At 54.4% G+C, this 14,806-nt stretch carries 14 protein-coding genes; 9 read left to right on the top strand and 5 right to left on the bottom strand.

The annotated features are described in order from the left end of the window. The first annotated feature begins 40 nt into the window (after window positions 1-40). The 4 genes from BMI79_RS02775 (at window position 41) to ruvB (ending at window position 3,128) form a co-directional block, all read left to right on the top strand. Window positions 41-784, top strand: a complete 744-nt coding sequence (locus BMI79_RS02775) for a YebC/PmpR family DNA-binding transcriptional regulator (protein WP_076940291.1) — start codon at window positions 41-43, stop codon at window positions 782-784. 67 nt (window positions 785-851) lie between these two features. After that, window positions 852-1,373 (top strand): crossover junction endodeoxyribonuclease RuvC, encoded by a 522-nt coding sequence (gene ruvC, locus BMI79_RS02770; RefSeq protein ID WP_037398908.1) that lies wholly within the window; start codon window positions 852-854, stop codon window positions 1,371-1,373. A 115-nt stretch (window positions 1,374-1,488) separates the two neighbouring features. Beyond that, a complete protein-coding gene (gene ruvA / locus BMI79_RS02765; protein WP_076940290.1) occupies window positions 1,489-2,103 on the top strand; it encodes a Holliday junction branch migration protein RuvA in 615 nt (204 codons plus the stop codon). Window positions 2,104-2,120: 17 nt separating this feature from the next. Further along, window positions 2,121-3,128, top strand: a complete 1,008-nt coding sequence (gene ruvB, locus BMI79_RS02760; RefSeq protein ID WP_076940289.1) for a Holliday junction branch migration DNA helicase RuvB — start codon at window positions 2,121-2,123, stop codon at window positions 3,126-3,128. 38 nt (window positions 3,129-3,166) lie between these two features. Here ruvB and znuB read toward each other — a convergent pair whose 3' ends face one another. After that, window positions 3,167-3,952 carry a zinc ABC transporter permease subunit ZnuB gene (gene znuB, locus BMI79_RS02755; RefSeq protein ID WP_076940288.1) on the bottom strand — a complete coding sequence of 262 codons (786 nt, stop codon included), beginning with the start codon at window positions 3,950-3,952 and terminating at the stop codon, window positions 3,167-3,169. After that, the gene (gene znuC / locus BMI79_RS02750) at window positions 3,949-4,707 is read right to left on the bottom strand and encodes a zinc ABC transporter ATP-binding protein ZnuC (RefSeq protein WP_076940287.1); all 759 of its coding nucleotides are present in this window, start codon (window positions 4,705-4,707) and stop codon (window positions 3,949-3,951) included. Before znuC ends, znuB begins: the two co-directional genes overlap by 4 nt. 78 nt (window positions 4,708-4,785) lie before the next feature. Here znuC and znuA point away from each other — a divergent pair, with 78 nt between their 5' ends. The 3 genes from znuA to lpxM all read left to right on the top strand — a co-directional run bounded on the left by znuA (window position 4,786) and on the right by lpxM (window position 8,155). Then, window positions 4,786-5,712 (top strand): zinc ABC transporter substrate-binding protein ZnuA, encoded by a 927-nt coding sequence (znuA, locus tag BMI79_RS02745; protein ID WP_076940395.1) that lies wholly within the window; start codon window positions 4,786-4,788, stop codon window positions 5,710-5,712. Between the two features lie 21 nt (window positions 5,713-5,733). Continuing rightward, window positions 5,734-7,056 carry a murein DD-endopeptidase MepM gene (gene mepM, locus BMI79_RS02740; RefSeq protein WP_076940286.1) on the top strand — a complete coding sequence of 441 codons (1,323 nt, stop codon included), beginning with the start codon at window positions 5,734-5,736 and terminating at the stop codon, window positions 7,054-7,056. 130 nt (window positions 7,057-7,186) lie between these two features. Next, on the top strand, window positions 7,187-8,155 hold the full coding sequence (lpxM, locus tag BMI79_RS02735; protein WP_076940285.1) for a lauroyl-Kdo(2)-lipid IV(A) myristoyltransferase: 969 nt from the start codon (window positions 7,187-7,189) through the stop codon (window positions 8,153-8,155). 67 nt (window positions 8,156-8,222) lie between these two features. Here the strand turns inward: lpxM and BMI79_RS02730 are convergent, their stop codons facing one another. The 3 genes from BMI79_RS02730 to BMI79_RS02720 all read right to left on the bottom strand — a co-directional run bounded on the left by BMI79_RS02730 (window position 8,223) and on the right by BMI79_RS02720 (window position 11,899). Continuing rightward, on the bottom strand, window positions 8,223-9,113 hold the full coding sequence (locus BMI79_RS02730) for a leucine-rich repeat domain-containing protein (RefSeq protein WP_076940284.1): 891 nt from the start codon (window positions 9,111-9,113) through the stop codon (window positions 8,223-8,225). Between the two features lie 282 nt (window positions 9,114-9,395). Then, on the bottom strand, window positions 9,396-10,838 hold the full coding sequence (gene pyk / locus BMI79_RS02725) for a pyruvate kinase (RefSeq protein WP_076940283.1): 1,443 nt from the start codon (window positions 10,836-10,838) through the stop codon (window positions 9,396-9,398). Window positions 10,839-11,026: 188 nt separating this feature from the next. Next, window positions 11,027-11,899: a MurR/RpiR family transcriptional regulator gene (locus tag BMI79_RS02720; protein ID WP_076940282.1), complete on the bottom strand. Its 873-nt coding sequence runs from the start codon at window positions 11,897-11,899 to the stop codon at window positions 11,027-11,029. 394 nt (window positions 11,900-12,293) lie between these two features. On the opposite strand from BMI79_RS02720, the gene zwf reads away from it, so the two are divergent. Together zwf and BMI79_RS02710 are read left to right on the top strand one after the other, a co-directional pair. After that, window positions 12,294-13,769, top strand: coding sequence for a glucose-6-phosphate dehydrogenase (gene zwf, locus BMI79_RS02715; RefSeq protein ID WP_076940281.1), 1,476 nt, complete (start codon window positions 12,294-12,296; stop codon window positions 13,767-13,769). Window positions 13,770-13,910: 141 nt separating this feature from the next. Then, window positions 13,911-14,552, top strand: a complete 642-nt coding sequence (locus BMI79_RS02710) for a bifunctional 4-hydroxy-2-oxoglutarate aldolase/2-dehydro-3-deoxy-phosphogluconate aldolase (protein WP_076940280.1) — start codon at window positions 13,911-13,913, stop codon at window positions 14,550-14,552. Window positions 14,553-14,806: the final 254 nt, after the last annotated feature.

Below are 14,806 nucleotides of genomic sequence, written 5' to 3'. Positions count from 1 at the left end.
ATGACGGGGGTATCCAGTAGTTCTTTTTGGAGATATTTGTATGGCAGGTCATAGTAAATGGGCCAACACCAAACACCGCAAAGCGGCGCAAGATGCCAAGCGCGGTAAGATTTTCACCAAAATTATTCGTGAGCTGGTCACCGCAGCCAAATTGGGCGGCGGCGATCCGGGTGCTAACCCGCGTCTGCGTGCGGCCATTGATAAGGCGCTGTCCAACAACATGACGCGCGACACGTTGAACCGTGCGATTGCGCGTGGCGTGGGTGGTGATGATGACAGCAATATGGAAACCATCATTTACGAAGGTTACGGCCCTGGCGGCACGGCGGTGATGATCGAGTGCCTGAGTGATAACCGTAACCGTACCGTGGCTGAAGTGCGTCATGCTTTCACCAAGTGCGGCGGTAATCTGGGGACTGACGGCTCCGTTGCTTACCTGTTCACCAAAAAAGGCGTGATCACTTTTGCACCGGGTCTGGATGAAGATACGGTGATGGAAGCAGCACTGGAAGCGGGCGCAGAAGATATCGTTACCTATGATGACGGCGCTATCGACGTTTATACCGCCTGGGAAAACCTGGGAGAGGTAAAAGATGCTCTGACCGCTGCCGGTTTTACTGCGGAAGCCGCGGAAGTTTCCATGATCCCATCGACCAAGGCCGATATGGACGCAGAAACTGCGCCTAAACTGCTGCGCCTGATCGATATGCTGGAAGATTGTGACGATGTGCAGGAGGTTTACCACAACGGTGAGATCTCCGACGAGATCGCCGCGACGCTGTAATGCAGGTGACTGATGGCGTTGCCTGCCGGCAGCGCCAGGCAAGATTAAACGCAGGGTGGTGGTAGCAATGGCGATCATACTGGGTATCGATCCCGGTTCGCGCGTTACCGGTTATGGCCTGATCCGCCAGCAAGGCCGTCAGCTGACCTACGTTGCCAGTGGCTGTATCCGTACCGTAGTTGACGATATGCCGACGCGGTTAAAGCTGATTTATGCCGGTGTCAGCGAAATAATCACCCAGTTCCGGCCGGATTTTTTCGCCATCGAACAGGTGTTTATGGCCAAAAACCCGGACTCTGCCCTCAAGTTGGGGCAGGCGCGCGGCGTGGCGATCGTTGCCGCCGTGAACCAGAACCTGGAAGTGTTTGAGTATGCGGCGCGCCAGGTGAAGCAGACGGTGGTGGGTACCGGTGCGGCAGAAAAGGCGCAGGTGCAGCATATGGTGCGCGCTTTGCTGAAGCTGCCTGCCAACCCGCAGGCCGATGCCGCCGATGCGCTGGCCATTGCCATTACCCATTGCCACCTTAGCCAGAACGTGCTGCGGGTGAGCGCAGGGCGGTTGGATCTGGCACGCGGTCGGTTGAAGTAATGGCGTTAAATGTGAAGCTCGGGCTGGATATTCATCCAGCCTTTTTTATGGTATAAGCTTTACAACATTGTGTAGTGGCAAACACTACCACCAAAGGATCCATACAGGAGGGGTAATGATAGGTCGTCTCAGAGGAATTATTCTGGAAAAACAGCCACCGCTGGTGTTACTGGAAGCCAACGGCGTCGGCTATGAAGTGCATATGCCGATGACCTGCTTTTATGAACTGCCGGAGCTGGGGCAACAGGCGATCGTGTTTACCCACTTTGTGGTGCGCGAAGATGCGCAATTGCTGTATGGGTTCAATGATAAACAAGAGCGAGCGCTGTTCCGCGAATTGATCAAAGTGAATGGCGTAGGGCCGAAACTGGCGTTGGCGATCCTCTCCGGTATGTCTGCGCAGCAGTTTGTCAGCGCCGTAGAGCGTGAAGAGATCACCGCACTGGTGAAGTTGCCGGGCGTTGGCAAGAAAACCGCCGAGCGCCTGGTGGTCGAAATGAAAGACCGCTTCAAAGGGTTGAATGGCGATCTGTTTAACAACAGCAGCGAGATCAGCCTGCCAGCCACCGCAGCCAAAGCGGCTGAAATGGATGTTGAAGCCGAAGCGGCTTCGGCACTGGTGGCCCTGGGCTATAAACCACAGGAAGCCAGCCGTATGATCGGCAAAATCGCCAAGCCGGGTGCAGATTGCGAAACCTTGATCCGCGACGCGCTGCGTGCCGCACTTTGAGGCCAAAGGGGTAGAAAATGATTGAAGCAGACCGCCTGATTTCTGCCGAGCCGTTCAATGAAGAAGAGGTTCTGGATCGCGCGATTCGCCCCAAGCTGCTGACCGAGTACGTTGGCCAACCGCACGTGCGCGAGCAGATGGAGATTTTTATTCAGGCGGCCAAACAGCGCGGTGATGCTTTGGATCATCTGCTGATTTTCGGCCCACCGGGGCTGGGTAAAACCACGCTGGCGAATATCGTTGCCAACGAGATGGGCGTCAATTTGCGCACCACCTCCGGCCCGGTGTTGGAAAAAGCCGGGGATCTGGCGGCGATGCTGACGAATCTTGAACCGCACGACGTGCTGTTTATCGATGAAATCCACCGCCTTTCACCGGTGGTGGAAGAAGTGCTGTATCCGGCGATGGAAGATTATCAATTGGATATCATGATCGGCGAAGGCCCGGCGGCGCGCTCGATCAAGCTCGATCTGCCACCGTTCACTTTGGTTGGGGCTACCACCCGTGCGGGCTCGCTGACGTCGCCGCTGCGCGATCGTTTCGGTATTGTGCAGCGCCTGGAGTTTTATCAGGTGGCCGATCTGGAGCATATCGTGTCGCGCAGTGCCAACTGCCTTGGGCTGGATCTGTCTGCGGATGGTTCGCATGAAATTGCACGCCGCGCCCGCGGGACACCGCGTATCGCCAACCGTCTGTTACGCCGGGTGCGTGACTTCGCCGAGGTGCGCGCCAACGGGATCATTAACGGCGACGTGGCGATGCAGGCATTGGATATGCTGAACGTCGATGCCGAAGGTTTTGACTATATGGACCGCAAGCTACTACTGGCAATTATCGACAAGTTCAACGGTGGCCCGGTGGGGCTGGATAACCTGGCGGCGGCGATCGGTGAAGAGCGTGAAACGATCGAAGATGTGATCGAACCCTTCCTGATCCAGCAGGGTTTTATTCAGCGCACGCCGCGCGGCAGAATGGCGACCAACCATGCCTATAAGCATTTTGGCATCGCGCGGGAAGAGAATTAAGCATCAAGGGCGCAATCACCTGCGCCCAGAGATGAAACTTATGCCTGCTGTTTTTTCGACAGGCTCATCACAAACAGCACCGCTGCACAGAGCACCACCGAAGGCCCCGCCGGGGTATCGTAAAATGCCGAGAAGGTCAGGCCGCCGGTGACCGCAATCATCCCCACCAACACCGCATAACCGGCCATCTGCTCTGGGGTGCGGGCAAAACGGCGCGCGGTGGCGGCTGGGATGATCAACAGCGAAGTAATAATCAGCGCGCCGACAAACTTCATCGCCAAGCCAATGGTCAGAGCGGTTACCAGCATCAGAATGGTGCGCGCACGCGCCAGATTGACGCCGTCAACATGGGCCATTTCTGGGCTGATGGTCATCGACAGTAGATCGCGCCATTGCCACCACAGCACCAGCAGCACCACCATAACGCCTGCGCCGATCAGCCAGATATCACTTAGGGTTACCGACAGCAGATCCCCAAACAGATAAGCCATCAGATCAACGCGCACGTTTGACATCAGCGCCACCACGACCAGGCCGAGCGACAGCGCGCTGTGCGCCATAATCCCGAGCAGCGTATCGACCGCAAGCTGAGGGCGGCGCTCCAGCCATACCAACACCAGTGCCAGCAGCAGCGTGACGGCGATCACGGCATAAAACGGGTTGATGTCCAGCAACAGACCGAAGGCTACCCCAAGCAGTGAAGCGTGCGCCAAGGTATCGCCGAAGTAAGACATTCTGCGCCAGACCACAAAAGATCCTAACGGGCCCGCGGCGGCAGCCAACAGCACCCCGGCCAGCCAGCCGGGCAATAACAGTTCAATCATGCCTCACGGCTCCCGGATTTTTTCAGCACAATTCTGCCTTGCAGGTCGTGACGGTGATTATGGTGATGGCGGTAGATCGCCAATTGTTCGGCTCCGCGATTGCCAAACATGGCAATGAATTCCGGATGCATGGACACCACTTCTGGCGTGCCGGAACAGCAGATGTGCTGGTTCAGGCAAAGTACGTCGTCGGTTTTTGCCATCACCAAGTGCAGGTCGTGGGATACCATCAGCACGGCGCAGCCCAATTCTTTACGCAGTTGGTCAATCAGATCGTACAGCGCCAGTTGACCGTTGACGTCAACCCCTTGAGTGGGTTCATCGAGCACCAGAAGCTGCGGCCTGTTTAATAACGCACGCGCCAGCAAGACGCGCTGGTTCTCGCCACCGGAAAGCTTTTGCATCGGCTGCTCCAGTAAGTGAGCTGCATGGACGCGTTTCAACGCGGGCAGAATATCGGCATTTTTTACGCCAGGCTTGAGGCGCATAAAGCGGCTGACGGTGAGCGGCAACGTGGCATCCAGGTGCAGCTTTTGTGGCACATAGCCGATGCGCAGATTAGGCTGACGCTCAATTGCCCCTTCCGTGGGGGCGATCAGGCCGAGTACCACGCGCACCAGGGTAGATTTACCCGCTCCATTGGGGCCAAGCAGCGTCAGGATACGGCCCGGCTGCAGCTTGAGCGAGATATTCGTCAGAACCCGTCGGGTGTCAAAAGTGACTGAAATGTTTTTTAGCGTCGTCAGTGTAGACATAGTGTGATTACATTTTGCAGAACCAACCGAATGTTATAATATCACGTTTCTTGGTTGAAAACGATGGGATTACTGATGATGATGCAGAAAAATAAATGGTTACAGCGTGCACTGTTTGCCAGCGCGCTGATGGTGGCTGGTCAGGCTACGGCGGCGGTTGTCACTTCGATTCGTCCATTGGGGTTTATCGCCTCGGCGATCGCTGATGGGGTAACGCCAACGGAGGTGCTGTTACCGGATGGCGCATCGCCACATGATTTCGCGCTGCGCCCATCGGATATTCAACGTCTGCGCGATGCGGAGCTAGTCGTGTGGGTCGGCCCGGATCTGGAGGCGTTTCTGACTAAATCGCTGACGCCGGTGGCTGCCAATAAGCAATTGTCGGTTGCTGAGCTGGCTAGCGTACAACCGTTGCTGATGAAAGGGGATGACGACGACGATCATGATCACGGGCATGATGCGCATGAAAGCGAGCATGGGCATCATCATGGTGAATATAACATGCACCTCTGGCTGTCGCCGGCGGTGGCGAAAGTGACGGCGATCGCGATTCATGACAGATTATTGGAACTTATGCCGCAAAAGAAGGACAAATTAGACGCAAACCTGCGCCAGTTCGAGGATCAGCTAGCGCAAACCGACAAAAATCTTGCTAAGATGCTTACGCCTGTGCGTGATAGGGGATATTTTGTTTTTCATGATGCTTACGGCTACTTTGAAAAACACTTTGGCTTGAGCCCATTGGGCCATTTTACCGTCAACCCCGAAATTCAGCCTGGAGCACAGCGCTTACACCAAATTCGAACACAGTTGGTTGAGCAGAAAGCAGTATGTGTTTTTGCTGAGCCACAATTCAGGCCGGCCGTAATCAATGCCGTTGCCGCGGGGACCAAGGTGCGTTCTGGAACGCTGGATCCGCTGGGCACAGGCATCGCACTGGGGAAAGACAGCTACGGGAACTTCCTGACAGCGCTGTCCAACCAGTACGTGAGCTGCCTGAAGTAAAGATCATGAGGATATTATTGAGTGCAGAAGATAGTCCGAACTATCGCTCTGGCGTATAACAACCTGCCTCGGCCCCACCGCGTTATGCTGGGGTCGTTGACAGTTGTTACCTTGGCCGTCGCCGTTTGGCGGCCTTCGGTTTATCACCCAGAACATACCCCCATCGTTAGAAATGTTGAATTAGAATCCAATCAGGTTCGCTCTCTGGCGCCAGAGGCCAGCGAACCGATCGATGTTGAACAGCCTACTCCCGATGATGACATCCCGCAGGATGAACTGGACCAGAAGGTCGCCGGTGAGGAAGGCGTGCACGAGTATGTGGTGTCTACCGGGGATACGCTGAGCAGCATTCTGACCCAGTATGGCGTCGAAATGTCGGACGTCTCTTTGCTCTCCGCGCAAAACCGCGATCTGCGTAACTTGAAGATTGGTCAGCAGCTGTCATGGACATTGAATGATGCTGGCGATCTGCAGCGTTTGACCTGGGAGGTTTCCCGCCGTGAAACGCGTACCTACGAGCGCGTAGGCAACAGCTTCAAAGAATCCCAGGAAACCCAAAAAGGGGAATGGCGCAATAGCGTGCTGAGCGGCCAGTTGAACGGCAGCTTTGTCAGCAGCGCGGCGGCGGCGGGCCTCAACCGTGCAGAAATCAACGCGGTGACCAAAGCGCTGCAATGGCAGCTCGATTTCCGCAAGCTGCGCAAGGGCGATCAATTCGCCGTCTTGATGTCGCGTGAAGAGTTTGACGGCAAGAGCGAGCAAAGCCAGTTGCTGGGCGTGCGTATGCGTAGCGGGGGTAAAGACTACTATGCGATCCGCGCTGACGACGGCAAATTCTACGACCGCCAGGGCTCGGGCCTGGCGCGCGGTTTTATGCGTTTCCCAACCATGAAACAGTTCCGCATTTCCTCCAACTTCAACCCGCGCCGCTTGAACCCGGTAACCGGGCGCGTGGCACCGCATCGAGGTGTCGATTTCTCAATGCCGGTCGGCACGCCGGTGCTGGCCGTGGGTGACGGTGAAGTGGTGGCTGCCAAGTACGGGAGCGATACCGGTAATTATGTGGCGATCCGCCATGGTCGCCAATATACCACTCGCTATATGCACCTCAAGAAAGCGCTGGTTAAGCCTGGGCAAAAGGTTAAACGCGGCGATCGCATTGGGCTTTCTGGTAACACCGGGCGTTCCACCGGCCCACACTTGCATTACGAACTGTGGACTAACCAGCAGGCGGTGAATCCGGTAACGGCTAAGCTGCCGCGTTCTGAAGGGCTGAGTGGTAAAGAACGCAGCGATTATCTGGCGCAGGTGAAAGAAGTGGTTCCACAGCTGCAACTGGATTAACCCTTTCAGCCACGTTTGATCCTACATCGGCCTGATTTCGGGCCGATGTTTTTTATATTGGCGCCTGTTCGGTGTAAATTGCCTTCTGTAGTGAGGGTTAATGCTGGCGCGTTGAGCGAAGAGTTGTTACATGCAAAACGAAAAAAAATCGAACGTAGAGTTCATACCCCAATTCCAGAAAGCCTTCTTCCACCCGCGTTACTGGGGAGTGTGGTTGGGAACCGGGCTGATGGCCGGTGTTTCTCTGATCCCGGCGCGCATGCGCGATCCGGTGTTGGGGGCTATTGGCAAGTTGGTGGGGAAGGTGGCAAAAAGTGCCCGCCGCCGTGCACGCATCAACCTGCTTTATTGCCTGCCGGAAGTGCCGGAGAGCCAGCGCGAACACATCATTGATGAGATGTTCGCCACCGCCCCGCAGTCGATGATCCTGATGGCGGAACTCGCCTGTACCAAACCGGAAAAAGTGCTTAAGCGTGTGCGTTGGCACGGCGAAGAGGTGCTGGATAAAATTCGTCAGGAAGGCCGTAATGTGATCTTCCTGGTGCCGCACGGCTGGGCGGTGGATGTGCCGGCGATGCTGATGGCGGCACGCGGCCAGCCGATGGCCGCCATGTTCCATAACCAGAGCAATCCGCTGGTGGATTACCTGTGGAATGCCGTGCGCCGCAAATTTGGCGGCCGCATGCATGCGCGTAATGACGGTATCAAACCCTTTATCAGTTCCGTGCGCCAAGGCTATTGGGGTTACTATCTGCCGGATCAGGACCACGGTGCTGAACACAGCGAGTTCGTTGATTTTTTTGCCACCTACAAAGCGACGCTGCCTGCGGTGGGGCGTTTGATGAAGGTGTGCCGTGCGGCGATTGTGCCGCTGTTCCCGGTGTATAACGGCAAAACCAGCATGCTGGATATCTATATTCGGGAACCGATGGATGATTTGGCTGAAGCGGACGATCACCGCATTGCTCGCCGGATGAACGAAGAGGTTGAGAACCTGGTTGGCCCGAATCCAGAACAATACACCTGGATCCTGAAGCTGCTGAAAACGCGTAAAGAAGGGGAGATCGAACCTTATTCACGCGACGATTTATACCGCTAAACAGCCGCTGGTTATATTGACTGAAAGCCGAACGGTGACTGCTGTTCGGCTTTTTTTGTTACCGCAATTACACATGAACCATGCAGCCTTGTTGGATCAGGCTATCAAGCACCTGAGGGTAGTGGCTGAAGTTATTCCAACGTAAGTCCAGCCGCCGCAGGTTGTGCATTTGCGCCATACTTTCAGGCAACTCGCTCAAGCGATTAGCGCGCAGATCCAATGACACCAGCGAGCGTAGCGCGCCAAAATCATCAGGCAACTGTGTCAATTGGTTGAAGCGCAGGTTCAATGTGGTCAGGCTGGGCAATTGGCAAAACTCATCCGGCAAATGTGCAACGGCATTGTTTTCCAGATCGAGCACCATTAGTTTGCCGAGTTGCATCAGTTCGGCAGGCAGCGTTTCGATGCGGTTATTCATCAGATGTAATTCACGCAATGGGTGCAACAGGCCAAGCTCAGCCGGAAGCGCAGCAATCTGATTGTTGTAAAGACGCAGCTCCTGCAATGCGCTCAGCGCGCATACGGCTGCGGGGATCATCGTCAGTTGATTATCGGTCAGATTCAGATAGCGCAGTGCTTGCAGTTGCCGCACGGAATCGGGTAGATCGCCGAACAGGTTGTCGCTCAGATACAGATATTTCAACGCGCGCAGGGCACCTATTTCCGTAGGGACGGTGTTCGCCTGGTTATGGCCGAAATCAAGCATCTCCAATTGCGTTAACTGCCCGATCTCTGCGGGCAGTTGGGTGATTTTATTGCAGGAAATATTCAGTACCTGCAGATGCCGATGGCGCAAGATCGGCAGCGGAAAGCTTGTCAGGTGATTATTGTACAGGCTGATTTTCTGCAGAGCGCTTCCTGAGAGGCTTTGATCGTCGAGGCTTTCCAACCCCTGTCCATCCAGGTCCAGCACTTCAGGGGGGGCCGACGAGAGTTGAGAAGGATGTTGATGCAGCATGAAGCGTGCTCCAGAGGTTGGTAGGGGAGGTAACTATAGAAAAATAAAAGGCCAGCAGGGGGTTATAATGCTTGTCAGTTAAGGCTAACCAGTTCACTCTCCCTCGGGGAGAGGGTTAGGGTGAGGGGAAGATCACTGAACTAAAGCCCCTCACCCCGGCCCTCTCCCACAGGGAGAGGGAGGCCACACCTTTAGCACCTGCTGCATAATTATGCAGCTTTGCGCTTAACTGATCAGCATTACAGCAGGGGTAACCGGCTGGCCTTGGAACTGCTGGCGTAATTATTCTACGCGCAGAATACGGGTGGTATTGGTGGTACCTACGGTGCCCATAACGTCACCCTGGGTGACGAGCACCAGATCGCCGGACACCAGGAAACCTTTATCGCGTAAGCGGGTAATCGCGTCATTGGCGGCGAGAACGCCATCACTGTGGCTGCCGAAGTACACCGGCGTAACGCCACGGTACAGGGCGGTCAGGTTCAGCGTATGCTCATGGCGTGACATGGCGAAGATTGGCAAACCGGAGCTGATGCGAGACATCATCAGCGCGGTGCGGCCTGATTCGGTCATGGCAATGATGGCGGTAACCCCTTTCAGGTGGTTAGCCGCATACATAGTGGACATGGCAATCGCTTCTTCGATGTTGTCGAACTGCACATCAAGGCGATGCTTGGATACATTGATGCTAGGGATTTTTTCTGCACCCAGACAGACACGCGCCATCGCGGCAACGGTTTCGGCAGGGTACTGCCCGGCGGCGGTTTCGGCCGACAGCATTACCGCATCGGTACCATCCAGCACGGCGTTTGCCACGTCCATGACTTCGGCACGGGTTGGCATCGGGTTGGTGATCATCGACTCCATCATCTGGGTCGCGGTGATCACGGCACGGTTCAGCGTACGGGCACGGCGGATCAGTTTCTTCTGGATGCCGACCAGTTCCGGATCGCCAATTTCTACCCCCAAATCACCACGGGCAACCATCACCACGTCGGAAGCCAGAATGATATCGTCCATGGCCTCATCACTGGCCACGGCTTCGGCACGTTCGACTTTCGAAACGATTTTGGCGTTACAGCCCGCATCACGCGCCAGGCGGCGAGCATAGTTCAGGTCTTCGCCGGTACGCGGGAAGGAGACGGCCAGATAGTCCACGCCGATTTTGGCAGCAGTGATGATATCAGCTTTGTCTTTCTCGGTCAGGGCTTCAGCCGACAGGCCACCGCCCAGTTTGTTGATCCCTTTATTGTTCGACAGCGGGCCACCTACGGTGACTTCGGTGAACACTTTCATGCCCTGAACTTCGAGCACTTTTAACTGTACGCGGCCATCGTCCAGCAGCAACACATCACCCGGTACCACGTCGGCAGGCAGGCCTTTATAGTCGATACCGACTTTTTCTTTATCGCCTTCGCCTTTTGACAAGTTGGCATCCAGCAGGAATTTATCGCCGACGTTCAGGAAGATTTTGCCTTCCTTAAAGGTGGAGACCCGAATTTTTGGCCCTTGAAGATCGCCTAAGATAGCGACGTGACGCCCCAATTTGGCAGCAATCTCGCGCACTTTGTCTGCACGAATCTGGTGGTCTTCTGCGCTGCCATGGGAAAAGTTAAGCCGAACTACGTTCGCACCGGCGGCAATGATCTTCTCCAGATTATTGTCGCGGTCGGTAGCCGGACCCAGTGTGGTAACAATTTTGGTTCTTCTGAGCCGTCTGGACATGTATTACTCCGTTGACTGGTAAAGCAAGTATTGGTGTTGCTGAACGTTAGGATAACGAAACCGGGATAATAACAACCACCTTAACCCGCTGATATTTCACCCAGGTTATCCCTATGAGCGTGCTGACAAAGTACAACCTATAATCCCGCCGATCAAATCATTGCCCTGAACAGCGATTTTCAAATCCGTTATGAGTCAAAACTGCTGGGAATGACGACTCCCTTATCAAAGCGCGATTCCTTCAAGGCTTCCTTGACCCGCTTCAAGTTATCTCTGAATTTAGCCCCTCGGCGCAAGGTAAATCCGGTTGCCAGCACGTCGATGAGCGTTAACTGAGCGATCCGTGACACCATTGGCATATAAACATCAGTATCTTCCGGTACGTCAAGCAGCAGGGCGAGGGTGGCTTCTTTGGCTAACGGGGTATCGCGCGAAGTGATGGCAATGACCGTAGCATCGTTTTCACGCGCCAGGTGCGCCATTTCCACCAGATTCTTGGTGCGCCCGGTATGTGAGATCAATACCACAACGTCACCTTCTGTCGAGTTCATACAACTCATGCGCTGCATCACGATATCGTCGAAGTACACCACCGGAATATTGAAGCGGAAAAATTTGTTCATGGCGTCGTGCGCCACAGCTGCCGAAGCGCCCAACCCGAAGAACGAGATTTTTTTTGCCTGGGTAAGCAGATCAACAGCACGATTAATGGCGGCAATGTCGAGATTTGCCTTTACTGTATCCAGGCTGGCCATCACGGATTCAAAGATTTTACTGGTGTAAGCATCGACGCTGTCATCTTCTTCCACGTTACGGTTTACGTAAGGCGTGCCGTTGGCCAGGCTTTGGGCCAGATGCAGTTTAAAATCCGGGAACCCTTTGGTATCAAGACGGCGGCAAAACCGGTTGACGGTGGGTTCGCTGACATCGGCCATTTTGGCCAAGGTGGCGATGCTTGAATGAATGGCGGTTTGCGGGGAGGCGAGGATCACCTCGGCGACTTTCCTTTCAGATTTGCTCAGGAGTTCCAGATGGCTCTGGATTTTTTCCAGCGTATTCATATAACGAGAGTCACTCTTAGTGTTGTACCCGCCGCCTTTCAAGCCGCAGCTTGAAACTCATAGGGTAGGTCGATTTCAATCAAAGGAGAAATCAATGCCAATTTCGTGAAAATATACTACGTGCCGGTAAGCGTTGGCAGTATAGACCAGGGATAAGCGAGTTTTTTTCATCAGAACATGACCTGTGTCTAACTTTCATAATGGTAAGAGAGCATCAAAAAAGACAGAAAATTACAGTTTGGCCTGATGCCAGCGGCCTTCGCGTTGTGCCGAGGTTAATACCACAGTTCCTAGGGTTTTTTTCTGTTTTTGATCTGGGTTTACTGGCCGTAGTCAAAGAGAGTACATTAGTAATGTAAGAAAATTACAAATATCCTGCAACGAGGAGATGAACATGGCGGTAACCTCTACAGCCCAGGCATGCGACCTGGTTATTTTCGGCGCGAAAGGCGATTTGGCGCGTCGTAAGCTGCTGCCTTCCCTGTACCAATTAGAGAAAGCCGGTCACATCCATCCGGATACCCGTATTATCGGTGTCGGTCGTGCCGAGTGGGATAAAGAAGCCTATACCAAGGTGGTCAAGGAAGCGCTTGGCACCTTTATGAAAGAAGAGCTGAATGAAGAACTGTGGGCCACGCTGAGCGCCCGTCTGGATTTCTGCAATCTGGATGTGAATGACAGCAAGCACTTCGTCAATCTGGGCAAAATGCTGGACCAAAAGCACCGTACCACCATTAACTATTTTGCCATGCCGCCCAGCACTTTTGGTGCGATCTGCAAAGGGTTGGGCGAAGCCAAGCTGAACAAAGAGCCTGCGCGTGTGGTGATGGAAAAACCGCTTGGCACCGATCTGGCGTCTTCCCGCGTAATCAACGATCAGGTGGCGGAATATTTTAACGAATGCCAGGTTTACCGTATCGACCATTATCTGGGTAAAGAAACGGTACTCAACCTGTTGGCACTGCGTTTTGCCAACTCGCTGTTTGCGTCGAACTGGGATAACCGCACCATCGATCACGTGCAGATTACGGTGGCGGAAGAGGTGGGGATTGAAGGGCGCTGGGGGTATTTCGACCAGGCTGGCCAGATGCGCGACATGATCCAGAACCACCTGTTGCAGATCCTGACTATGATCGCCATGTCACCGCCGGCGGATCTGACCACGGACCGCATTCGTGATGAGAAAGTGAAAGTGTTGCGCTCGCTGCGCCGTATCAATCAGAGCAATGTCCGTGAAACCACCGTGCGTGGGCAATACACCGCAGGCTTTGTGCAAGGCAAAAAAGTGCCGGGCTATCTGGAAGAGGAAGGGGCTAACAAGAGCAGCAATACCGAAACCTTCGTTTCCATCCGTGTGGATATCGACAACTGGCAATGGGCTGGTGTGCCGTTCTATCTGCGTACCGGTAAGCGCTTGCCGACCAAATGTTCGGAAGTGGTGGTGTACTTCAAGAACCCGCCGCTGAACCTGTTCAGTGACTCCTATCAGCAGTTGCCGCAGAACAAACTGACCATTCGCTTGCAACCGGATGAAGGGATTGAGATTCAGGTGCTGAATAAGGTGCCGGGTCTGGATCACAAACACCGTCTGCAAACTACCAAGCTGGATTTGAGCTTCTCGGAAACCTTCAACCAGGAGCACGTGGCGGATGCTTACGAGCGCCTGCTGCTGGAAACTATGCGCGGCATCCAGGCGCTGTTCGTGCGTCGTGATGAGGTGGAAGAAGCCTGGAAATGGGTTGACTCCATCATGGATGCGTGGAAAGCGGACAACGAAGCACCAAAACCTTACCAGTCTGGCACCTGGGGGCCGGTGGCTTCCGTAGCGATGATCACTCGCGATGGCCGTTCCTGGAACGAATTCGAGTAAGGCATCTGCCGGCAGCTTGTCTGCCGGTTTTTTTTACCCGCTTCAGGCGGGTTGGCGGTACGGTCGGAATCCGCAGTGATGCGGAGCCCTGTGGCAGGGGCGTGCCATACACAATGCGAAAAAGTAGTGGAGATAACGACGATGAAAAACTGGAAAACCAGCGCAGAACAGATCCTGACGGCAGGCCCAGTCGTTCCGGTGATTGTGATCAACAAGCTGGAACATGCGGTGCCGCTGGCTAAAGCGCTGGTTGCGGGTGGTGTGCGCGTATTAGAAGTCACGCTGCGTACGCCCTGCGCGATGGAGGCAATCCGTGCGATCGCCAAAGAAGTTCCTGACGCCATCATCGGTGCGGGAACGGTGATTAACACGCAGCAGTTGCATGAAGTAACCGAAGCCGGTGCGCAATTTGCCATCAGCCCGGGTCTGACCGATAGCCTGCTGAAGGCCGCGACCGCCGGCAGTATTCCGTTGATCCCAGGAATCAGTACGGTGTCTGAGCTGATGTTAGGTATGGATCACGGCCTGCGCGAGTTCAAGTTCTTCCCGGCAGAAGCCAACGGCGGTGTCAAAGCGCTGCAGGCGATCGGCGGCCCATTCCCGCAGATCCGTTTCTGCCCAACCGGCGGGATCACGCCAAATAACTACCGTGATTACCTGGCACTGAAAAGCGTGCTGTGCATTGGTGGTTCCTGGTTGGTACCGGCCGATGCCCTGGAAAAAGGCGACTACGCGCGCATCACTGAATTGGCGCGTGAAGCCGTCAAGGGTGCCAGCCTCTAAGCACCTTTTCCAGGCAACTGACTTCTCTGAAGCTCGGTGTAATACCGGGCTTTTTTAATTTTTAAAACCATTAACATTCTTATTTTTAACCCATTTTCTCCGCTATTTTGTGAAAACGGCAGTTTGCTTTATCATTTTTGCTGTGGTAAAACTAAGTTAGTTAAAAATATTACATATATGAGGATATTGGGCAAATCGCACGGTGTGCGGCTGAAGATAGAGAATAATTATGATGAAACTTAATGGAATTACCC

Source organism: Serratia oryzae (assembly GCF_001976145.1).
GTDB classification, from domain to species: Bacteria; Pseudomonadota; Gammaproteobacteria; order Enterobacterales; family Enterobacteriaceae; genus Chania; species Chania oryzae.
Note: the sequence above shows the minus strand (reverse complement) of the source record. Positions and strands in the feature narration are given on the sequence as shown.